Raw genomic sequence first — 19,425 nt, 5'->3', positions numbered from 1 at the left:
GCACAGCTAACAACGCCGCTCGGTTCCCGTCAATAACACATTTCCACTCTGTTACGGCACGATGTACCGCTTGGCCGGTCCGGCGTTACAGTAAGCTCGGCAAACGCTGCGGAAAATGGAGGAAAGTATGGGGACAACGGAGCGTCACGCCACGATCGCCGACGTCGCGGCGCTGGCCGGGGTGTCGGTGGGCACGGCCTCCAAGGCGCTCAACGGGCGCGGGTCCCTGCGCGAGGAGACCCGCACGCGGGTCAAGGAAGCGGCCAGGCAGCTCAACTTCGAGGTCAACGCGGGCGCCCGCAGCCTGCACTCCGGCCGCACGTACACCGTCGGGATGATCACCACCGACACCATCGGCCGGTTCAGCATCCCCGTCCTGATCGGCGCCGAGGACGCGCTCGGAGCGGGACAGATGTCGGTCTTCCTGTGCGACGGCCGCGACGACCCGATCCGCGAGCAGTACCACGTCAAGACCCTGCTCAGCCGCCGCGTCGACGGCATCATCGTGACCGGCAGGCGCACCCAGGCCCGCGCTCCTATCGCGCCCGTCCTGCCGGTGCCGGTCGTCTACGCCTTCATCAGCTCCACCGACCCCGAGGACTGCTCGATCGTGCCCGACGAGGAGGGCGGCACCCGCAAGGCGATCGAGCACCTGCTGGCGGTCGGCCGCACCCGCATCGCGCACGTCACCGGGCCCGAGCACCACCACTCGGCCCAGGTCCGCGCCGCCGCCGCCGCGGAACGGGTGGCCGAGGCGGGGCTCGCGCTGGCCGCGCCGCCGCTGTTCGGGGCCTGGAGCGAGGTCTGGGGGCGGCAGTCCGTCGGCATCCTGCTGGCGGGCGGCACCGAGTTCGACGCGATCTACTGCGGCAACGACCAGATCGCGCGGGGCGCGGCGGACGCGCTGCGCGCCGCCGGCCGCCGTGTCCCCGAGGACGTGGCGCTGGTCGGGTTCGACAACTGGGACGTCATGGCGGAGAGCTGCCAGCCGCCGCTGACCAGCATCGACATGAACCTCGAAGGGCTCGGCAGGTCCGCGGCGGAGATGCTGCTGGCCGCCATCAACGGCGCGCCGTCGCCGGGCCGCCACGCCCGTCCCTGCCAGCTCGTCGTCCGCGAGTCCACCGTCCCGCCCCACCGCCCCGCGTGACGGGCGGGCCGTTCCTCCGCTCCAGGTCAGGCGGGGGTTACTTTTGCCCATACTCGTCCGTCACGTGACAGGCCGGTCGGGGCGCCGGGCTTATCGTCGCGTCCATGGACTCTGCAGAGGACGGCGAGCGGGAGCAGATCCTGCGGGTGGCGACCAGGCTGTTCGCCGCGCTCGGCTACGACAGCACCTCCACCCACCAGATCGCCGAGGCCGCCGGGGTGGAGCCGGCGGTCGTCACCGCGCGTTTCACCGACAAGCGTGAGCTCTATCTCGCGGTCATGAAGGAGGCCCACCGGATCCTGGCCGCGGTCATCGAGCCCTGCTCCGACGAGCTGAGGACGGCCCCGCCCGAGGGGAAGGCGGCGGCGCTGCACCGGTTCATCGACGGATATCTCGATGTGTGCCTGGAATATCCCGAGATCCCGTCGCTGTGGATGCACCGGTGGCTGTCCGACGCCAGTGACATCAGCAATCTGGAGTCGATGAGCGCCCAGCCGCTGACCTGGTACGCCGTGGACAGCATGGCCACGGTGGCGTTGCCGGTGGACGCCGATCCGCTGTTCATGACGTACACGATGGTCTGGTGCATCCACGGGTTCTCGCTGAGCGGGGTGCTCGACAAGACCGGGGAGCGCCGCCGCCTCGACGACGAGGACGCCACGGACCGGTTCCGCGCGCATCTGCACCAGTTGCTGGGCCGCGCACTCGATCTGCCGGACGGGTAGCTCAACGAGCCTGCGCCGTCGCAGACGGTAAGCGATTTACTAGGCGAATGCGTGTATCCTGCCCTCATGGGGGGTTTCCGGCTGATAAGGCGCTCACTATTCGTGAGCGAGGCGTGCTGAGACGGTGCGAGAGGACGGCACCTCGGCCCGGGGCGCGGCGAATCAATCGCCTCGCCTGGACGAGCTGCTGATCGAAGCCGTCAACCGGACGGGGGCGCACATCGGCGCCGTGTACCTGGTGTCGGAGGACGGCCGGGTCCTGCAGATGGAGACCCAGCTGGGCCTGCCCGCCCCCATCGCCAAGACGTGGTCCAGGATCAGGACGAACGATCCCGTGCCGGTCGCCGTCGCGGTGCGCGAGCGGCGGCTGGTGTGGCTGGCCGGCCGGGAGGACCTGGCCCGCACATATCCGGCCGCCGCGCTGGCCCTGCCGTACCACTTCGCGGTGGCGGCGGCGCCGATCCGGGCCGGCGACGCCTACGCGGGCGGGCTGCTGCTCCTGTGGCCGTCCGGCCACGGGCGGGGGCTCGACCAGCGCCACCGCGACCTCATCGACGCCGCCTGCGCCCGGATCGGCGAGCTGCTCGAACGGTCCGCCGAACACGGCGAGCCGATCACTCCCGGCCCCCAGCCACGCCTTCTGGACCCGCATCCCGCGCGGACGGCCGACCCCGGGGCGGAGCTGGTCGCGCTCGAATGCCTCAACCGGCTGCCGGAGGGCTTCTGCTCCCTGGACTTCGAAGGACGCGTGAGCCTGATCACGGCGCCGGCCGCCGACCTGCTCGACAGCTCGGCGGCCGAGCTGCTCGGGACGCGCCTGTGGGAGGCGCTGCCCTGGCTGGACGACCCGGTCTACGAGGACCGCTACCGGGCCGCGGTCGTCGGCTGGCAGATCACCCACTTCACCGCGCGCACCCCAGCGGGCCGCCGGCTGTCCTTCACGTTCCACCCGGGCCTGTCCGGCATCACCGTGCGCATCAACTCCATGGCGATCCCCGACGCCGGCCGGACACCGGACGCCGGCACCTCCGCCCAGCGCCGGCCGCGGGTGATCGCGCTGCACGAGATGCTGCACCTGGCCACCACCCTGGCGCGGGCGGTGACCGCGCAGGAGGTCCTCGACCTCGTCGCCGACCATGTCATGCCCGTCTACGACGTGCAGGCGCTGGCCATCCTCACCACGCGCGGCGGGCGGCTGCGCGTGGACGCGTCGCGCGGCTACAGCAGGCAGGCGATCGAGGAGCACGACGGCCATCCCGCGAGCCCGCCCGCGCTCGCGCAACGTCCGTTCGACCTCACGAAACCGGCCTTCTTCTCCACCTGGGACGAGCTGCGCGCCGCCTATCCGCAGTCCATCCGCTCCGACGGCATGTCCGCCTGGGCGTTCCTGCCGCTGGTCACCTCGGGGCGGCCGATCGGCACGTGCGTGCTGGCTTACGACCGTACGCACCGGTTCGACGCCGACGAGCGGGCGACGCTCACCGCGCTCGCCGGGCTGATCGCCCAGGCGTTCGAGCGGGCCCGGCTCTACGACGCCAAGCACCAGCTCGCCGGGTGCCTGCAGTCGAGCCTGCTGCCGCGTACGCTGCCCGAGATCCCCGGTCTCGACCTGGCCGCCCGCTACGTGCCCGCCATGCCGGGGATGGACATCGGCGGCGACTTCTACGACCTGATCCGGCTGAGCGACACCCTGGCCGCGGCCGTCATCGGCGACGTGCAGGGCCACGACGTCACCGCCGCCGCCCTCATGGGCCAGGTACGCACCGCCGTCCGCGCCCACGCGACCGCGGGAGCGACCCCGGGCGAGGTGCTCGCGCACACCAACCGGCTGCTCGTCGAGCTGGCTCCCGACCGGTTCACCAGCTGCCTGTACCTGAGCCTCGACCTGGCCGAGCACACCGCGTGCGTGGCCAGCGCGGGCCATCTCCCGCCGCTGCTCGGCTGCCCCGGCAAACCCGCCCGGATCATCGACACCACGCCCGGCCTGCTGCTGGGCATCGACCCCGAGGCCGAGTACGCCACCATCGAGCTGCCCCTGCCCCCCGGCTCGGTGCTGAGCCTCTACACCGACGGCCTCATCGAGAGGCCCGGACTCGATCTGGGGGACGCCATCACCGAGCTGGCCGGGCGGTTCACGCCGGGCCACGGCCAGCCGCTGCACGACCTCGCGGAGTCGCTGATCGAGGCGGCGGCCGTGGAGCAGCGTACGGACGACATCGCGGTGGTCCTGCTACGGGACGCGAACGCCTGACCGGCGTTCCGCAAGCAGCAGGCGCAGTGCCAGCAGGGTGAGCCAGGCCCACCCGATCGTCACGGCCAGCCGCTGGAAGAGCCCGCCGTACGCGACCAGCGCCGCGTTCTGCGCGAACGCGGTCGTGGCCAGCACCTGGGCGACCACGAACCCGGCGGCGGCGAGCCCCGACCAGACGGCCTGCCCGAGCTCCCGCAGCCGGGCGAACCTGACCGCGAACACCACGGAGGCCACCGGCAACGCCACGAAGCCCGGCAGCGTGAGCAGGTCGTGCAGCGCCGCGTGCACGCTCGTGTACTCCGCCAGGAGGTCGGGAGTCCCCAGCGGATAGCCGCTCACCGGGTCGGTGGTGAACACCCCCGCGCAGATCAGCATGACCCCCCAGGCGCCCACCAGGATGGGCCCCCACAGCGATCCCCTGCGCTGCGGCGACGCCTTGAGCACCCGCCGCATCCCCACGGCGAGTGCGAGCGACAGCACGCCCGCGACGATGAAGTTCGCCGTCTGGATCCAGCCCCACTCTTCGAGCGCGAGCGAGCTGACCGGGTGACGCAGCCAGTCGTAGTGGTCGCGGACGGCGCCCTGGGCGAGGAACGCGACGACGAACAGCGGGCCCGCCACCACCCCGCACCACAGCAACCGTCTGGTCGTCCTGTTTCCTGATCCCGCCTGCGGCGCCCCGGGCGCGGGGCTGGGCGGTGCACTGGTTCTCATGTCTGTCAAGCTAGGCTGACAGGGCAGCCGCCGTCAAGCCAGCCTGACAAAACTTAAGTCGTCAATTCAGCCTGACAAGCAGGCCGCGGCAGCGCGCGGCATCAACCGTTCGATGGATGCCGCGCCCGGCGCGCACCGGTGATCCTCGAACCATGACGAACACCGACGGCACGACCGGCCCCGAGCGTCACCGCGAGGCCGGACGATGATCGAGATCTCGGGCCTGACCAAGCGCTACGGCGGCAAGGCGGCCGTGGACGGGCTGACGTTCACCGTCGAGCCCGGCCGGGTCACCGGGTTCCTGGGGCCCAACGGGGCCGGCAAGTCGACGACCATGCGGATGATCCTCGGCCTCGACCGCCCCGACGCGGGCCGCGTAACCGTCAACGGCCACGACCACGTGGCCTCGCCGCTGCCCATGCACGAGGTGGGCGCCCTGCTGGACGCCCGCGCGGTGCACCGCAGCCGTACGGCCCGCGATCACCTGCTCTGGCTCGCCCACGCCGGGGCGATCAAGGAGAGCCGGGTGGACGAGGTCCTGCGGCAGGTGGGGCTGGAGTCGGTGGCGCGCAAGCGGGTCGGCGCGTTCTCCCTGGGCATGAGCCAGCGCCTCGGCATCGCGGCGGCGCTGCTCGGCGACCCGCGGGTGCTGCTGTTCGACGAGCCGGTCAACGGGCTCGACCCCGAGGGCATCAAGTGGATCCGCGAGCTGATGCGGGACCTGGCCGGCGACGGCCGCACCGTGCTGGTCTCCAGCCACCTGATGAGCGAGATGGCGCTGACCGCCGACCACCTCGTCGTCATCGGCAGGGGCCGGCTGATCGCGGACGTCGAGATGACCGAGTTCGTCCGGCACAGCTCCGGCGTGCTGGTCCGCGCGGACGAGCCGGAGCGGCTGGCCGCGGCCCTGACCGAAGCGGGCGCCTCCGTGACGCCGGAGCAGGACGGCGCTCTGGCCGTCTCCGGGCTGGAGGCCGGGAAGATCGGCCGGATCGCCCTGGACGCCGCGATCCCCCTGTCGGAGCTGACCCCGAGGCGGCTCTCTCTTGAGGAGGCCTACATGAACCTGACCCGCGACAGCATCGAGTTCGAGTCGGGTGCGGCATGAGAGCCACCGCCGCGCACGCGCTGCGCTCCGAATGGACGAAGTTCCGCACGATCCCGTCGAACCTGTCCACGCTGCTGATCGCCGTGCTGCTGATGGCCGGGCCCGGCGCCCTCACCGCCTACCGCGCGAGCGAGGGCTACCGGGGCGGCGCGTTCGACGCCACGCACATCAGCATGTACGGCGGGTTCCTGTTCGCCCAGATCGCCGTGGGCGCGCTGGGCGTGCTGGTGACGGCCTCCGAGTACGCCACCGGAATGATCCGCACGAGCCTGGCCGTGGTGCCACGGCGCGGCCGCCTGCTGGCCGCCAAGATCGCGTCGTTCGGCGGGATCGCCCTGGTCGCGGGGGAGGTCACCGCCTTCGCCACGTTCCTGTTGGGGCAGCGGGCCATCGCGGCGGGCGGCGCTCCCAGCGTGACGCTCGGCCAGCCGGGCGTCCTGCGCGCGGTCGTGGGCATGGGGCTGGTCTGGGCCCTGGTCGGCCTGGCAGGCGTGGCGCTGGGCTGCCTGCTGCGCGACCCGATGACCGCGGTCACCGTGCTGGTGGCGGTCAACTTCATCATCCCGATCATCGGGCCGAGGCTGCTGCCCGAGTCCGCCGGGGCCCTGGTGACGACGTACTGGCCGATCTCGGCCGGGCTCCAGGTGACCACCACCCTGCAGGACCCGGAGCGGCTGGCCCCCTGGGCGGGGCTGGGGGTGCTGGCCGGCTGCACCGCCGTGCTGCTGGCCGCGGCGTTCGCCCTGTTCAGGTGGCGCGACGCATGAGGCGCTCCCCCGAGCTCACCAGGAGACCGGCCCGCACCCGTACGGACCTGAACTCGGTGGTGCGGCGCAGGCGGAAGCCGAGCGACTCGTACAGGCGGATCGCGCCGGTGTTGGCCGCCGAGGCGTGCAGGAACGGCGTCTCGCCGCGCGCCCGGACGCCCGCGGCGACGGCGAGCACCAGCCGCGTCGCCAGCCCCCTGCCGCGGTGGGCGGCGTCGGTGCAGACGGCGCTGATCTCCGTCCAGCCCGGCGGGTGCAGGCGCTCGCCGGCCATCGCCACCAGCGCGCCGCCCCTGCGGATCCCGAGGTAGCCGCCGAGCTCGATGGTCCGGGGCAGGAACGGGCCCGGTCTGGTCCGCCCGACCAGGTCCAGCATCTCCGGCACGTCCGCCGGCCCGAGCGGGACCGCCTCGCCGTCGGTCGCGCCCGCGACGCGCTCGCCGGTGAGCTGGACGCCGGGGACGTTCGCCACCACCTCCCATTCTGGCGGCGGCGGCGAGATCACGACGGACAGCGGGACCAGCCCGCCGGGCCCGGCCAGCGCGGCGACGTCGGCCCAGTCGGCCGGGCCCGGCTCGGGCGGCAGCGAGATGAACGGCGAGACGTCCACGGGGTAGCGCAGCACGTCCCCGCGCCGCTCGGCGAGATGCGCGTGCGCTCCCAGGAGAGACTCCCTGGCCGGGTTGTCCAGCGGATGCGACGGGGTGGCGGGCCGCGTCATGGCGCGGCCTGGGCCAGGTGGCCGCCGGTCTGCCGGGCCCGGTCGCGCTCGGCGACCCCCTGCCTGACCAGCGGGATCACGTACCGGCCGAAGTCGATGGCGTCGTCGAGGATGTCGTAGCCGCGGGCGGAGAGGATGTCCACGCCCAGGTCGTAGTAGTCGAGCAGCGCCTCGGCGACGATCTCGGGCGTGCCCACGAGCGCCGTGGAGTTACCCGCGCCGCCGGTGGCCGCGGCGGTCGGGGTCCACAGCGCGCGGTCGTACCGCTCCCCCTTGGCCGCCACCTCCAGCAGCCGCTGCGAGCCCGCGTTCTGCGGCGGACCGGTCAGGCGCCGGCGGTTCGCGGCGACCCGCCGCAGGTCGCCGAGGATGCCCCTGGCCTTCTCCCAGGCCAGCTCCTCGGTCGGCGCGATGATCGGCCGGAAGGCCACCTGGAACCTGGGCACGTCGGCCCGCCCCGCCCGCGCGGCCACCTCCTTGACCGCCGCGATCTGCTGCGCCGTCTCGGCCAGCGGCTCGCCCCACAGGCAGTAGACGTCGGCCTCCGCGCCGCCCGCCGCGTACGCCGCCAGCGACGAGCCCCCGAACGACACCCCCGGCCGCGGCTGCTGCACGGGGAAGACGTCGGCGACGAAGTCCCTGAAGGAATAGTGGGCGCCCTCGTGGTCGAACGGCTCCCTGGAGGTCCACCCCTTCTTGACGATCTGGATGTACTCCCTGGTCCTGGAGTAGCGCTCGTCCTTGGGCAGGACGTCGCCCTCCCTGCCCTGTTCCTGGTCGTTGCCGCCGGTGATGAAGTGCACGGTCAGCCGCCCGTCGCTGATCTGGTCGAGGGTGGCGAAGGTCTTGAGCGCGTACGTCGGGTAGGACACGTTCGGCCGGTGCGCCAGGAGGATCTGCAGGTCCTCGACCCTGGTGGCGACGTACGCGGCCACCTGCGCGGGGTCGGGCGAGCCTGAGCCGTAGGCGAACAGGACGCGGTCCCAGCCGTACTCCTGGTGGGCGCGCGCCAGCCGGAGCGTGTACTGCTTGTCGAAGGAGGGGCCGGAGCGGCGCGAGGTCTCCGAGCCGTCATTGGTCCCGCCGATTCCGAGGAACTCCACAGGCATGAGCCGAGGCCTTTCTAGCGTTGGGTGGGTTTGCGGGTCACTCGGCCTGCCGGGGCAGACCGGGCGGGTTGATCCGGGACTCGGGGATCGCCTCGCCGGCGAGCCCCCACCGGTCCAGCACCTCCTTGTACCTGCCGTTCTCGATCACCGTGTTCAGCGCCTCGTTGAGCGGCTTGACCAGGCCGTTGTCCTTCTTCGTCATCGCCGCGATGAGCCCCTGCAGGCTGGGCCCGGCCCCGGAGGCCGTGCCGACGAGCCGGGAGTCGCCGCTGACGGCGATGTTGTAGGCGATGGCCGGGTTCGGCCCGAAGTACGCCTGAACGCGCCCGGACTTGAGCGCCAGGAGCACGTCGCCGTACTTCTGGTAGTAGAGGATCTCGACCGGCTTCAGACCGGCCGCCCGGTTCTGCTTGTCCCAGTCGAGCAGGACCTTCTCCTGGTTCGTGCCCGAGCCGACCGACACCCGGAGCCCGGCGATGTCCGCGGGCGCGGCGATCGCCTTGATCGGGCTGCCGGCGGGCACCTGCCAGCCGAGCTGGTCGATCCGGTACGTCGCGAAGTCGTAGGTGTCCTTGCGCTCCTCGGTGACCGTGACGTTGTTGAAGACGACCTCGTACTTGCCGGACTTGGTGGCCAGGAAGAGGTTCTCCCACGAGGTGGTCTGCGGGGCGAACTCCAGGCCGAGCACGTCCGCCACGAGCTGGGCGAGGTCGGTCTCGGCCCCGATCAGGGTCGTGTTGTCGGTCGCCGGGAACACCAGCGGGGGCGCGCCCTCGCCGTTGAAGCCGACGCTGAGCTTGCCGTCCTCGGCGACGGCCGCCGGCACCTGGGCCGCGATCGCCGCGACCTTCTCGGCCCGCACCCGGTTCTGCTCCGGCCCGAGGTTGATCGCCTGGCCCGGCGCGGTGGACGCGCTGGTGGGCGTCCCGCTCTTCGGGGCGAGCTCGGGCTCGGCGCCGCAGGCCACCACGGCGAGCGGCAGGAGGAGGAGCGCGGGCCTGGCCAGCACAGCCAGCGCCCGCGCGGAGACAGCGCGCATGGTCGCGGTTCCTTTCAGAAGACCTTGCCGTTCACGGCTTTTGCCGATTCAGAGCGGTTCGCCGGTTCGGAGCAGCTCGAAGATTCAGAGCACCTTGCCGATGAAGGCGCGGGTGCGTTCGTGCGCGGGGTCGTCCAGGATCTGCGCGGGCGGGCCGATCTCGACGATGCGGCCGGCGTCCATGAACGCGACCGTGTCGGCCACCTCGCGGGCGAACCCGATCTCGTGCGTCACCACGATCATGGTGGTCCCGCTGCGGGCCAGGTCCTTGATGACGTCCAGGACCTCGCCCACCAGCTCGGGGTCGAGCGCGGAGGTCGGCTCGTCGAACAGCAGCACCTTGGGCTCCAGCGCGAGCGCCCTGGCGATGGCGACGCGCTGCTGCTGACCGCCGGAGAGCGTACGCGGGTAGGCGGCGGCCTTGTCCGCCAGCCCCACCCGGTCGAGCAGCCGCCCGACCAGCGGCTCGACCTCCGTACGCGGCCGGCGCTGGGCGGACAGCGGCGCCTCCGCCACGTTCTGGCTGACGGTGAGATGGGGGAAGAGGTTGAAGCTCTGGAAGACGAACCCGATCTGGGTCCGCTGGCGCAGGACGTCGCGCTCCCTGAGCTCGTACAGGCGGTCGCCGGCCCGGCGGTAACCGAGCAGCTGGCCGTCCACGCGGACCGAGCCGCGATCCACCTTCTCCAGGTGGTTGATCGTGCGCAGCAGCGTGGACTTGCCGGAGCCTGAAGGGCCGAGGAGCACCGTGACGTGGCCCCGCGGCACCGTGAGATCCACTCCGCGCAGCACCCGCAGGGAGCCGAAGCTCTTGTGCACGTCGCGCAGCTCCACCATCCCGCTCACGCGCGCCCCCTGCCGTAGTGGCGCTCGACGTAGTGCTGGACGACGGACAGGACGGTGGTCAGCAGGAGATACCAGACGGCCGCGACCAGCAGTAACGCCATCACCCTGCCGTTGCGGTTGTAGATCACCTGCACCTGGTAGAACAGCTCGGGCAGCGCCATGATGTAAACCACCGAGGTGCCCTTCACCAGCCCGATGATCTCGTTGCCCGCGTTGGGGACGATGGTCCGCATGGCCTGCGGCAGGATGATCCTGAACAATCGCCGCAGCCGCGGGATGCCCAGCGCGGCGGCGGCCTCCCGCTGCCCGTGGTCCACCGAGAGCAGGCCGCCGCGGACGATCTCGGCGGCGTACGCGGCCTGGTGCAGCGACAGCCCGAGCACCGCCGCGGCCAGCGGGCTGATCAGGTCCATGGTCCCGAAGTCGAAGAACGCGGGGCCGAACGGGACCCCCACCGACAGCCGGGGATACAGCAGGGCCAGGTTGTACCAGAACAGCAGTTGCAGGATCAGCGGCACCGACCGGAACACCCAGACGTACGCCCACGCCACCGACGACAGCAGCCGGTTGGGCGAGAGCCGCATCAGCGCCAGCACCGTGCCCAGGGCGAAGCCGAGCACGATGCCCATGACGGTCAGTTCCAGCGTGACCAGGACGGACCGGACCACCGACGGAGCGAACAGGTACGCCCCGACGACCTCCCACTCCCACGCGGGGTTGGTGACCAGCGCGTTGCCCGCCATCGCCAGCAGGACCAGCACGCCCGCGGCGGCCACCCAGCGCAGCGGGTGCCGGGCGGTGACCACCGGCAGCGGCCGCTCCTCCTGAAGCGGCCGGACCTGTAAGCCGGGGAGCGTCATCAGGCCCTCTCCTCCGGGTGGGCGATGAAGCGGCCGAAGCGGCCCTGGTGGTAGAGCAGGGGCCGGCCCTGCCCGTGCACCCTGGCCTCGGCGACCAGCCCGACGACCAGGATGTGGTCGCCGACGTCCACGGTCTCGTGCGGCAGGCAGATCAGGTGCGCGGAGACGTCCTGGAGCAGCGGGGCGCCCAGCGGGCCCGGCCGCCACCTGGTGGGCTCGGCGAAGCGGTCCACGTCCTTGCGCGCGAACCTCGACGCCAGCTCCGCCTGGTCACTGGCCAGCACGTTCACCGCGAAGTGGTCCGCCGCGCGCAGCGCGGGCCAGGTGGTCGAGGAGCGATCCACGTAGAAGGACACCAGCGGCGGATCCAGGCTCACGGACGAGAACGACGTCGCCGTCAGCCCGACGGGGACGCTCCTGCTCTGCGCGGTGATGACGACGACTCCGGCCGCGTGCACGGCCAGGGCGCGGCGGAAGCCGTCGGCGTCGAGCGCGCGCGCGGCGCCCATTGCGCGCCTGGAGCCGCTGGAACGGGCGGGGAGAGTCTCGGTCATGCGCTCTCCACGTCCCCGAGTGCGGAGCGGTGGTGCGGCGACTCCCAGTCGGCTTCGACCGGCTCGACGGCGATCCGCACCGGCCCCTCGTTGAGGAAGGACGGCTTGGGCCCCTGCGAGAACCGCAGCGTGGCGAAGTCCGTCGTGTCGCGGAAGGCGGGCCGCTGGTAGAGGTCGCGGGCGTAGCCCCACAGGTGGGGGAAATCGGTCAGCGCCCGCTCGCTGATCTTGGCCAGCGGGTTGTAGCCGAGGTCGAACCTGGCCAGCGTCGGCCACAGCCGCACGTCCGACTCGGTGATCCGGTCCCCGAACAGGAACCTGCTCCCGGCCAGCCGCTCGTCCAGTCGTTCGAGCGCGGCGACGACGTGGTGGCGCAGGTCCTCGTACTCGTCCTGGGTCGTCGCGCCCGCCACCTTGTAGGGGCCGTTGTTGACGTCCCGGTAGATCTCCGCGTTCAGCTCGTCGATCTGCGGGCGCAGCTCACGCGGGTAGAGGTCGATCGAGGAGCCGGCCCACTCGCCGAACGCGGTGCCGAGGTCGATGGTGATGTCGGGGAAGTTGTTGCTGACGATCGCGCCGGTCTCCCGGTCCCACAGCACCGGGACCGAGATGTGGCCGGGGTAGCCGGGCTCGGTCGCGTCGTAGGCCTGTTCGATGAAGGCGAAGCCGTTCACGGGGTCCGCGCCGCGGCGCTCGCGGAAGGCCCAGCCGCGGCCGTCCCGCTCGTCGTCCACGTACGACAGGGACACCACCTCCTCCAGCCCCTTGAGCTTGCGCACGATCGCCGTACGCTGGGCCCACGGGCAGACCCAGGCGACGTAGAGGTGATAGCGGCCGGGCTCGGCGCGGAAGCCGCTGGACCCGTCGGCGGTGACGCGGCCCTGGAAGGGATAGACCGGCCGGTCCCAGCCCGCGGAGGTGTGCATGCGGCCTGGCCCGTACGGACCGTATGTGTCGAGGTCGACCGGGCTGGCGTAGGTCGGCAGTCCTGTGGAGGCGGCGGTCATGGATGGACTCCTCATCCCGAATCAATACCTAGTCAAACAGTAGGAAAACTAGGTTTATCTGTCAACGGACATCTCTGGACGAATGTGGGTTGACGATGGTTCGCACCACCAACTAATTTAGTTCGTATCACGCACTATTTGCCACCTCGAAAGGGTGCGTTCCATGACCATGTCTCCGGACGCCCGCGGCGCCGGGATCGTGCCGGCGCTCGTCACCGCCGTCTTCGGCTACTCCTTGATGCAGACGGTGGTGGTCCCGGCGCTGGGGCTGCTGACCCGCGAGCTGGGCACGACCCCGACGTGGTCGGCCTGGATCCTCAGCGCCTTCCTGCTGTCCAGCGCGGTGCTGACGCCGCTGCTCGGCCGCATGGGCGACCTGTACGGCAGGCGGCGGGTGATGATCGGCGTGCTGGCCGCCAACGCCGTCGGGATGGCCGGCGCGGCGGCGGCCCAGAACGTCGGCCAGCTCATCGCCGCCCGCGTCGTCCAGGGCGCGGCGCTGGCGCTGGTGCCGCTGTCGATGGCGATCCTGCGCGAGGCGCTGCCCCGCGAGCGGCTGCCGTCCGCGATGGGGCTGGTCTCCGGCATCGTCGGGGCCGGGGCGGGGGCCGGCCTGGTGGTCGGCGGGCTGCTGGCCGACCACCTGTCGTGGCGCTTCCTGTTCGTGCTCGGGGCGCTGCTCGCGCTGGTCAGCCTCGCGATGGTGGCCCGGTGGGTGCCGGACGGGCGGCCCGCCGCCGCAGGCCGGCTGGACCTGGCCGGCGCGGCGCTGCTCGGCCTGAGCCTGGTCGCGGTGCTGCTCGCCCTCACCCAGGGGCCCTCGTGGGGCTGGACGTCGGCGGGCGTGCTGGGCCTGTTCGCGCTCGGCGCGGTGCTGGCCGCGGTGCTCATCGCGGTGGAACGGGTCAGGCGCGACCCGCTCATCGACGTCGCCGAGCTGACCGACCGGCCGATGCTGGCCACGCACGCCGCCGCCCTGGTGTTCGGCGCGGGATCGTACTTCTTCTACCTGGCGCTGCCGATGTTCGCCCAGCAGGAGCCGGGGGCGGACGGGGCCGGGTTCGGGGCCTCGATCACCGTCGCGGGGCTGCTGATGCTGCCCGGCATGCTGGCCATCATCCCGGCGGGCATGGCGCTCGGCCGGATCTCCGCGGCGCTCGGGTCGCGCTGGCCGCTGGCGGCCGGGTTCGCGCTGTTCGCGGCCGGCTCGGCCCTGCTCGCCCTCGCCCATGCCGGCTACTGGGAGCACCTGGTGTTCTACGGGGTGATCGGCGCCGGATCCGGCCTGGTCATGGGGTCGCTGCCCAAGCTGATCTCCGACATCGTGCCGCCGGCCAGGACCGGCACCGCCAACGGCATCAACAACATCATCCGCACGGTCGGGGGCGTCGTCGGCAGCCAGCTCGCCGCCGCCGTGGTCGCCACCGGCGGGGCGGGCCCGGTGCCCGACTCCGCCTTCACCGGCCTGTTCTGGCTGGCCGCGGCCGTGGCCGTCGCCGGGGTCGCGATCTCGCCCTTCGCCGTACGCCGCGGCCCTTCCCGTGAGCGCGCGACCCTTCCCGTGAGCGAGCGCGCATGAGCGTCTTCAGTACGGCGGAGCTGGCCTACCTGCGGGCCGGGCGGCTGCTCGGACGGCTGGCCACCGTCGGCCCCGACGGCCTGCCGCACGTGGCGCCCGTGGGCTGGTCCCTGGACGCCGCCGGGACGGTCATCGAGATCAGCGGCCGCAACTTCGGCCGGTCGAAGAAGTTCAGGGACGTGCTTCGCACCGGCGTGGCGGCCCTGGTCATCGACGACGTGCTGCCGCCGTGGCGGCCACGGGGCGTGGAGGTGCGGGGACCCGCCGAGGCGGTCGAGGGCGACCGGCCGCGCATCCTGCTGCGCCCCCGGCGGATCGTGAGCTGGGGGCTGGAGAGCGGCGCCGGCATCGAGGACACCTACCGCGGCCGCGACGTCTGAGAACCTGACGGTGCCGCCCGCAAGGACGGCCCCTACCGCGGCTCACCATTGAGTTGATCTACGACATCCAGGTCCCCCTCCATGGTGACGACCACGATCCAGGACCGGTCCTCAGCAAGAAAATAGTGGTGTTCCGGTATCTCGAGCAGCGCGGCAACAACCGAAGGGGCATGAGCGTCAGTGAAACTCACCCCATAAGGTGAGAGCCCGTCTCCGACGTGTTCGACCATGGAACCAGGGTTGATGCGCCGGCACACCTCCATGGATGCCATCGTCGCCAGCCGATGGGCATCGGTGATTTGCCGGTGCAGATGCCTGCCCCGCACGCGTCTCCAGTCAATCTTGCTTCCATCGGCCGGGAAGTGCAGATTGAGCCAGGTGAAGACAGCCGACGAATCGCGATGCTCCAGCCCCTCGAGCGGCGGCACAGCGTAAACCGTCCGCTCCCAGTAATTGCCGGAAAGATCTCCCAATCGGTCCTCGGTTTCTTCGGGAAACAGCTCTTAGTCGGGCTGCTCCGTGGTGCCGCCCGTCAGGTCGCGATGGGCGAACAGGTCGATCAGCGCCCCGACGGAGACGTCGGCCTCGGTGTGGTGGCGGAAGGGCTGCTGGGGGAGGATCCGATAGCGGTTGCGCCGCCCGACCCGGGTGCGCTCCAGGTAGCCGGCCTCCTCCAGGTCGCTGACGATGCCCTGCGCGGCCCGTTCGGTGATGCCGATGGTGGCCGCGATGTCACGTACCCGCACCATCGGATCGGCCGCGATGGCCAGCAGCACGCGCGCGTGATTGGTCAGGAACGTCCACGCCGAACGCTGCTCAGTGACCCGATCCATGATCCTGTTGCTCCTCCCAGCACCAGCACGGTGGCCCGACGGCGGGATGACGATGATCCTTGACGGAAAATTTTCTACCGAAAAGCTATTCAGGTAATCTTCCTACGAAGATAGCCTGAACCCGACCGTTTCGCTATCGCCGACTGTCAGCGTGATCAGGGGATTGCGATGTCACATAGGCCGTGCGTAGCCACGACACACCTCGGACGTACTCTGTGACCGGCGTGCGTCCGCCGGACCGGGTGAACGCCATGGCCGGGACCGAGCAGCTGCTGTACCTCGATGACATGCTGCACGTCACCTGCACCGTGACACCCGGCCATTCCATCGTCAGGCTCGTCGGCGAGATCGACCGCATCAACGTCACCGAGCTGGTGCACACCCTCGACCGGGCCAGGCGCATCGACGAGCGTCTCGTCGTCGACCTCGGGCAGGTCACGTTCTCCGACGTCGCGGGCGTCCGGGCGCTTTCCCTCTTCGCGGGGAGCGGCCCCACCGTCGTCCGCGACACCCCGCAACAGATCGACCGTCTGATGCGCCTCCTGGATCTGCCTTCCTTCCGAGAGCGGGGAGACGGCGATGGCCGCCGTACTGACGCTGACCCACCTGCATCTGCCCGGAGTGACGGTGATCTCCGTGGCGGGTGAGCTGGACATCACCAACCATGCGGAGATCCCTGTCTACTTGGGCATGAATCGGCAGCGACCGGCTGATCAGGTGGTGTTCGACATGGCCGGGCTGGCTTTCATGGACAGCAGCGGCCTGCGCGCCCTGCTGAGCTGCCACCAGGACTGCGTCAGCCTGGGCGGCGAGCTCCGCCTGGCCGCCCTGCAGGCCGTCCCGGCCAGGCTGATGGAGATCACCGGGGTTCGCGCGCACGTGCCCGTGCACACCACGATCGATCAGGCGCTCTCCGTGGCCATGGCCAAGATCTCCGGCTGACCGGCCAGGACGCTTCGCAAAACCCTGAAGCGTGAGGGTAAGCTCCCGGGCCGCTACTAATGTGCCTTTTCATGACGTACGGCCCCCAGTACCCGGGACCTCAGCACTCCGGCCCTCCGTACCCCGGCCCTCAGTATCAAGGATCCCAGTACCCGGGGCCCCAGCAGCCGGCTGCTCACCAGTACCCCGGGCCGCTCTATCCCCCGCAGCAGTCCCCCGGCTTCGCGCCGCAGCCCGTGGTGATCGACGTCGGCGGCGACGCCAAGGTGAAGGCGCTGATCGGCGGCTCCGTTGCGGGCGTGATCGGGCTCATGGCGATCTTCTCGGCGCTCACCGGCCAGACGACGGGCGGCGCGGGCACCGGGGTCATCGTCGGGATCCTCGGGCTCTTCTTCCTGCTCATCGGCCTGTCGCCGCTCATCGCCTGGCGCAAGGTCAGCAGGCCGCGCAAGCTCGTCTTCGACGGGTTCGGGGTGCGCTGGGACGACCCGCAGGGCCGGCCGTGGGCCGTGCCGTGGGAGGAGCTGTCCGGGGTGGGCATCTCGCGCACGCGGCAGCGCCGCGTCAAACCGGCCGACTACCTGTTCCGCAAGACGATGGTCCGGCTCGACCTGTTCCCCGCCGACCTGGGCTTCCGCTCGCGCCATCAGGACATGGAGCACCTGTGGGAGTTCCACACGGTCAAGAACGGCTACCGGCTGCCGCTCGGCTCCAACCCCAAGTACATCCCGGTGATCGAGCGGGCGATGCGGCAGTACCGTCCGGCGGTGTACCTGGGGGTCCGGGACGAGGGCTTCATGGTGGGTCTGGTCTGACGCCCACCCCGGGCTGGTCAGACGTCCGCCCCGCGCTGGTCTGACGCCCGTCCCACGCTGGTCAGACGCCCGTCCAGCGCTGGTCTGACGCCCGTTCAGCGTTCGCAGGTGGGGACGTCGCCGAGGCGTACCGTCACCGTCTCCCCGCCCGGCAGGACCAGCGTGACCGCGTCGTCCGCGACGCGCACGTCAGGCGCGGGCGGCTCCTGACCGGTAGCGGCCAGCCAGACGAGGCTGACGTAGACCGCCGTCCCGCCCGGATGGGTGTCGGCGACGACGTAGGGCGTGGCCGAGTGCGCGCCGTAGGCGTTGGCGCCCTGCGCGGTCACGAGTCCGGTCCCGGTGTAGCCGTGCAGCGCGCGTACGGCGCTCGTCAGCCCGTCCGGCCGGCGGGCCAGCGCCAGCCCCGGGGCGTCGCGCAGGTCGAGCGGGGCCACCCCCGCCACGGCGTGGCCGCCGTCCCTGACCTGGTGCCCGGCCGGGGCCGTGACCTGGTGGATCCGGATCTCCGCAGCCCCTTCGACGACCGAGGCCGTCACCACGCGGACCGGCCCGGCGGGCAGCTCGTCCCGGTAGGCGGAGGCCGCGAACCGGTCGGACAGGGCGAGCGGCTGGATGCGCCGCCTGAGCGAGACGGTCCCGTCGGGCGCGACGACGGCCAGGTGGTTGTCCACGCCCTGCGCCTTCTCTCCCGCCTCCGGCCCCGTGTGGGTGGTGTAGGCGAGCTTGAGGTAGTGCGGATCGGGCGTGCCCGACGGGTCCTGGACGCGGTCACGGTCGCTGCCGTGGTTGACGAGCCGGACGATGCCGTCGCCGGCGGTGGCGTGCAGCAGCCAGCCGGGGGCGGGCATGGCCACCGTCTGGTCGGCGAGTTCGACGGGCGCCGCCGCCTCCCTGGCGGTCCAGGCCGGGTGCTCGGGCGGCAGCAGCAGGCCCAGGAACGCCTTGCTGGCCCAGTAGGGCGAGGCCGGGCCTGAGTAGTCCTGCGTGAGGGGCGGGAACGGGCCGTACCAGCCGAGGGTGAGCAGGCCGCGCTCGTCCGGCGCGCCGCGCTCGACGAAGTGGCGCAGCGCGCCGCTGGCGATCCGCCGGGTCCGGCCGGGCGGCAGGGGCGACGCGCCGGTCAGCGCGCCCAGCCACAGCGGCGCGACCGTGGCGAAGCGGTAGGTCAGCGACCGTCCCTGGTGCACGGGCCCGCCGTCGGCGGCGAAGAAGTGCTGGTACTGGCCGAGGAAGCGGTGCAGGCGCGCGGCGTACAGCTCCTGGCGGTCCTTGTCGCCCGCCATCCGCGCCCACAGCGACGGGTAGAGGTGCAGCGCCCAGCCCGCGTAGTAGTCGAAGTTCTTGCCCCTGCCGTCGGAGTACCAGCCGTCGCCCGCGTACCACTCCTCGATCCGCTCCAGGCCGCCGTCGATCTCCTCCTGCCGGTGCGGGCCGCCCACCTCGGTCAGGAACTGCTGCACGATCACCCGGAACAGCACCCAGTTGTTGTCGGGCGTGCGCTTCCCGGCGAACCCGGCCAGCCACGACACCACCCGTTCCCGCTGGGCCGGGGTCAGCCGGTCGTACAGCCAGGGGCGGGTCTCGTGCAGCGCCAGCGCCACCGAGGCCGCCTCCACGAGCTGCTGGGACATGTCCGCCAGCGCGGGCCACGCGTACGGGTGCGCGGGATCGGTCCCCGCCACCAGGCCGTCGGCGTAGCGCTCCAGCAGGGCGGCGGGCACCGCCCCGCGCGCTCCGGCGATCCGGAACGCGGCCAGCAGGAACGTGCGCGCGAACCCCTCCAGACCATCGCTGACCTGCCCCGACCGGCTCGTCCTGCCCGGAAGGCGGTACTGGGCGAAGCCGTCGGTGGCGTACGGGACCACGGAGGCGAGCAGATGATCCGCCACGGCCTCCCAGTGAGCGCGGGTCCATCCGGTCCGGGGGGATCGTTCTTGGTCGGCCGGCGGGAGGTGTAGCGACATAAAGCGGATACTAGGCCATCCCTAATTAGCGCACCGGCGAGCGGTACGAGTCGGTGGC

The 19,425-nt window shown here is 71.6% G+C and carries 21 protein-coding genes; 10 read left to right on the top strand and 11 right to left on the bottom strand.

The features are described 5' to 3' along the window. Positions 1-127: 127 nt before the first annotated feature. The 3 genes from ABEA43_RS35520 (at position 128) to ABEA43_RS35510 (ending at position 4,126) form a co-directional block, all read left to right on the top strand. Positions 128-1,150, top strand: coding sequence for a LacI family DNA-binding transcriptional regulator (locus ABEA43_RS35520; RefSeq protein WP_345568823.1), 1,023 nt, complete (start codon positions 128-130; stop codon positions 1,148-1,150). Positions 1,151-1,254: 104 nt separating this feature from the next. Next, positions 1,255-1,875: a TetR/AcrR family transcriptional regulator gene (locus ABEA43_RS35515; RefSeq protein ID WP_345568821.1), complete on the top strand. Its 621-nt coding sequence runs from the start codon at positions 1,255-1,257 to the stop codon at positions 1,873-1,875. 124 nt (positions 1,876-1,999) lie between these two features. Beyond that, positions 2,000-4,126, top strand: coding sequence for a SpoIIE family protein phosphatase (locus ABEA43_RS35510; RefSeq protein ID WP_345568819.1), 2,127 nt, complete (start codon positions 2,000-2,002; stop codon positions 4,124-4,126). Here ABEA43_RS35510 and ABEA43_RS35505 read toward each other — a convergent pair. Further along, the gene (locus ABEA43_RS35505; RefSeq protein WP_345568818.1) at positions 4,106-4,840 is read right to left on the bottom strand and encodes a DUF998 domain-containing protein; all 735 of its coding nucleotides are present in this window, start codon (positions 4,838-4,840) and stop codon (positions 4,106-4,108) included. The two genes, ABEA43_RS35510 and ABEA43_RS35505, sit on opposite strands and share 21 nt — an antisense overlap. A 205-nt stretch (positions 4,841-5,045) precedes the next feature. On the opposite strand from ABEA43_RS35505, the gene ABEA43_RS35500 reads away from it, so the two are divergent. Then, positions 5,046-5,948 (top strand): ABC transporter ATP-binding protein, encoded by a 903-nt coding sequence (locus tag ABEA43_RS35500; RefSeq protein WP_345568816.1) that lies wholly within the window; start codon positions 5,046-5,048, stop codon positions 5,946-5,948. Further along, entirely contained in the window at positions 5,945-6,715 is a 771-nt protein-coding gene (locus ABEA43_RS35495; protein ID WP_345568814.1) for an ABC transporter permease, read from the top strand. The genes ABEA43_RS35500 and ABEA43_RS35495 overlap by 4 nt, the downstream gene beginning before the upstream one ends. On the opposite strand, the gene ABEA43_RS35490 is transcribed toward ABEA43_RS35495, so the two are convergent. From ABEA43_RS35490 to ABEA43_RS35460, 7 genes are all read right to left on the bottom strand, one after another. Continuing rightward, complete coding sequence (locus ABEA43_RS35490; protein ID WP_345568812.1) at positions 6,696-7,436, bottom strand: GNAT family N-acetyltransferase; 741 nt, start codon at positions 7,434-7,436, stop codon at positions 6,696-6,698. The genes ABEA43_RS35495 and ABEA43_RS35490 overlap by 20 nt on opposite strands. Continuing rightward, positions 7,433-8,545, bottom strand: coding sequence for an LLM class flavin-dependent oxidoreductase (locus ABEA43_RS35485; protein WP_345568811.1), 1,113 nt, complete (start codon positions 8,543-8,545; stop codon positions 7,433-7,435). Before ABEA43_RS35485 ends, ABEA43_RS35490 begins: the two co-directional genes overlap by 4 nt. A gap of 37 nt (positions 8,546-8,582) precedes the next feature. Next, a complete protein-coding gene (locus tag ABEA43_RS35480; RefSeq protein WP_345568810.1) occupies positions 8,583-9,584 on the bottom strand; it encodes an ABC transporter substrate-binding protein in 1,002 nt (333 codons plus the stop codon). An 84-nt stretch (positions 9,585-9,668) separates the two neighbouring features. Further along, on the bottom strand, positions 9,669-10,421 hold the full coding sequence (locus ABEA43_RS35475; protein WP_345568853.1) for an amino acid ABC transporter ATP-binding protein: 753 nt from the start codon (positions 10,419-10,421) through the stop codon (positions 9,669-9,671). 5 nt (positions 10,422-10,426) lie between these two features. Next, complete coding sequence (locus tag ABEA43_RS35470) at positions 10,427-11,290, bottom strand: amino acid ABC transporter permease (protein ID WP_345568809.1); 864 nt, start codon at positions 11,288-11,290, stop codon at positions 10,427-10,429. Beyond that, complete coding sequence (locus ABEA43_RS35465; RefSeq protein ID WP_425570404.1) at positions 11,290-11,844, bottom strand: flavin reductase family protein; 555 nt, start codon at positions 11,842-11,844, stop codon at positions 11,290-11,292. Before ABEA43_RS35465 ends, ABEA43_RS35470 begins: the two co-directional genes overlap by 1 nt. Further along, on the bottom strand, positions 11,841-12,851 hold the full coding sequence (locus ABEA43_RS35460; RefSeq protein ID WP_345568807.1) for a glutathione S-transferase C-terminal domain-containing protein: 1,011 nt from the start codon (positions 12,849-12,851) through the stop codon (positions 11,841-11,843). Before ABEA43_RS35460 ends, ABEA43_RS35465 begins: the two co-directional genes overlap by 4 nt. A gap of 163 nt (positions 12,852-13,014) precedes the next feature. Here ABEA43_RS35460 and ABEA43_RS35455 point away from each other — a divergent pair, with 163 nt between their 5' ends. Next, a complete protein-coding gene (locus tag ABEA43_RS35455) occupies positions 13,015-14,430 on the top strand; it encodes an MFS transporter (protein WP_345568805.1) in 1,416 nt (471 codons plus the stop codon). Further along, a complete protein-coding gene (locus tag ABEA43_RS35450) occupies positions 14,427-14,810 on the top strand; it encodes a PPOX class F420-dependent oxidoreductase (protein WP_345568803.1) in 384 nt (127 codons plus the stop codon). Before ABEA43_RS35455 ends, ABEA43_RS35450 begins: the two co-directional genes overlap by 4 nt. Before the next feature lie 32 nt (positions 14,811-14,842). On the opposite strand, the gene ABEA43_RS35445 is transcribed toward ABEA43_RS35450, so the two are convergent. Both ABEA43_RS35445 and ABEA43_RS35440 read right to left on the bottom strand, forming a co-directional pair. Then, a complete protein-coding gene (locus tag ABEA43_RS35445) occupies positions 14,843-15,238 on the bottom strand; it encodes a hypothetical protein (RefSeq protein WP_345568801.1) in 396 nt (131 codons plus the stop codon). 75 nt (positions 15,239-15,313) lie between these two features. Beyond that, positions 15,314-15,643, bottom strand: coding sequence for a helix-turn-helix transcriptional regulator (locus ABEA43_RS35440; RefSeq protein WP_345568799.1), 330 nt, complete (start codon positions 15,641-15,643; stop codon positions 15,314-15,316). Between the two features lie 287 nt (positions 15,644-15,930). Here ABEA43_RS35440 and ABEA43_RS35435 point away from each other — a divergent pair, with 287 nt between their 5' ends. From ABEA43_RS35435 to ABEA43_RS35425, 3 genes are all read left to right on the top strand, one after another. Further along, entirely contained in the window at positions 15,931-16,290 is a 360-nt protein-coding gene (locus ABEA43_RS35435; protein WP_345568797.1) for an STAS domain-containing protein, read from the top strand. After that, positions 16,223-16,585 (top strand): STAS domain-containing protein, encoded by a 363-nt coding sequence (locus ABEA43_RS35430; RefSeq protein ID WP_345568795.1) that lies wholly within the window; start codon positions 16,223-16,225, stop codon positions 16,583-16,585. The genes ABEA43_RS35435 and ABEA43_RS35430 overlap by 68 nt, the downstream gene beginning before the upstream one ends. Before the next feature lie 71 nt (positions 16,586-16,656). Further along, the gene (locus ABEA43_RS35425) at positions 16,657-17,400 is read left to right on the top strand and encodes a hypothetical protein (RefSeq protein ID WP_345568793.1); all 744 of its coding nucleotides are present in this window, start codon (positions 16,657-16,659) and stop codon (positions 17,398-17,400) included. A gap of 95 nt (positions 17,401-17,495) precedes the next feature. Here the strand turns inward: ABEA43_RS35425 and ABEA43_RS35420 are convergent, their stop codons facing one another. Next, positions 17,496-19,367 carry a DUF2264 domain-containing protein gene (locus tag ABEA43_RS35420; protein WP_345568791.1) on the bottom strand — a complete coding sequence of 624 codons (1,872 nt, stop codon included), beginning with the start codon at positions 19,365-19,367 and terminating at the stop codon, positions 17,496-17,498. Between the last annotated feature and the right edge of the window lie 58 nt (positions 19,368-19,425).

It is taken from the genome of Nonomuraea rosea, from assembly GCF_039539705.1.
In the GTDB taxonomy this organism is placed as follows: Bacteria; Actinomycetota; Actinomycetes; order Streptosporangiales; family Streptosporangiaceae; genus Nonomuraea; species Nonomuraea rosea.
This window is presented reverse-complemented; position numbering and strand designations above follow the sequence as displayed.

What these genes read in the sequence shown, in the direction of transcription:
- ABEA43_RS35520 (WP_345568823.1), top strand. Translation starts at nt 128, where the DNA reads ATGGGGACAACGGAGCGTCACGCCACGATCGCCGACGTCGCGGCGCTG.
- ABEA43_RS35515 (WP_345568821.1), top strand. Translation starts at nt 1,255, where the DNA reads ATGGACTCTGCAGAGGACGGCGAGCGGGAGCAGATCCTGCGGGTGGCG.
- ABEA43_RS35505 (WP_345568818.1), bottom strand. Translation starts at nt 4,840, where the DNA reads ATGAGAACCAGTGCACCGCCCAGCCCCGCGCCCGGGGCGCCGCAGGCG.
- ABEA43_RS35500 (WP_345568816.1), top strand. Translation starts at nt 5,046, where the DNA reads ATGATCGAGATCTCGGGCCTGACCAAGCGCTACGGCGGCAAGGCGGCC.
- ABEA43_RS35495 (WP_345568814.1), top strand. Translation starts at nt 5,945, where the DNA reads ATGAGAGCCACCGCCGCGCACGCGCTGCGCTCCGAATGGACGAAGTTC.
- ABEA43_RS35490 (WP_345568812.1), bottom strand. Translation starts at nt 7,436, where the DNA reads ATGACGCGGCCCGCCACCCCGTCGCATCCGCTGGACAACCCGGCCAGG.
- ABEA43_RS35485 (WP_345568811.1), bottom strand. Translation starts at nt 8,545, where the DNA reads ATGCCTGTGGAGTTCCTCGGAATCGGCGGGACCAATGACGGCTCGGAG.
- ABEA43_RS35480 (WP_345568810.1), bottom strand. Translation starts at nt 9,584, where the DNA reads ATGCGCGCTGTCTCCGCGCGGGCGCTGGCTGTGCTGGCCAGGCCCGCG.
- ABEA43_RS35475 (WP_345568853.1), bottom strand. Translation starts at nt 10,421, where the DNA reads ATGGTGGAGCTGCGCGACGTGCACAAGAGCTTCGGCTCCCTGCGGGTG.
- ABEA43_RS35470 (WP_345568809.1), bottom strand. Translation starts at nt 11,290, where the DNA reads ATGACGCTCCCCGGCTTACAGGTCCGGCCGCTTCAGGAGGAGCGGCCG.
- ABEA43_RS35465 (WP_425570404.1), bottom strand. Translation starts at nt 11,844, where the DNA reads ATGACCGAGACTCTCCCCGCCCGTTCCAGCGGCTCCAGGCGCGCAATG.
- ABEA43_RS35460 (WP_345568807.1), bottom strand. Translation starts at nt 12,851, where the DNA reads ATGACCGCCGCCTCCACAGGACTGCCGACCTACGCCAGCCCGGTCGAC.
- ABEA43_RS35455 (WP_345568805.1), top strand. Translation starts at nt 13,015, where the DNA reads ATGACCATGTCTCCGGACGCCCGCGGCGCCGGGATCGTGCCGGCGCTC.
- ABEA43_RS35450 (WP_345568803.1), top strand. Translation starts at nt 14,427, where the DNA reads ATGAGCGTCTTCAGTACGGCGGAGCTGGCCTACCTGCGGGCCGGGCGG.
- ABEA43_RS35440 (WP_345568799.1), bottom strand. Translation starts at nt 15,643, where the DNA reads ATGGATCGGGTCACTGAGCAGCGTTCGGCGTGGACGTTCCTGACCAAT.
- ABEA43_RS35435 (WP_345568797.1), top strand. Translation starts at nt 15,931, where the DNA reads ATGCTGCACGTCACCTGCACCGTGACACCCGGCCATTCCATCGTCAGG.
- ABEA43_RS35430 (WP_345568795.1), top strand. Translation starts at nt 16,223, where the DNA reads ATGGCCGCCGTACTGACGCTGACCCACCTGCATCTGCCCGGAGTGACG.
- ABEA43_RS35425 (WP_345568793.1), top strand. Translation starts at nt 16,657, where the DNA reads ATGACGTACGGCCCCCAGTACCCGGGACCTCAGCACTCCGGCCCTCCG.
- ABEA43_RS35420 (WP_345568791.1), bottom strand. Translation starts at nt 19,367, where the DNA reads ATGTCGCTACACCTCCCGCCGGCCGACCAAGAACGATCCCCCCGGACC.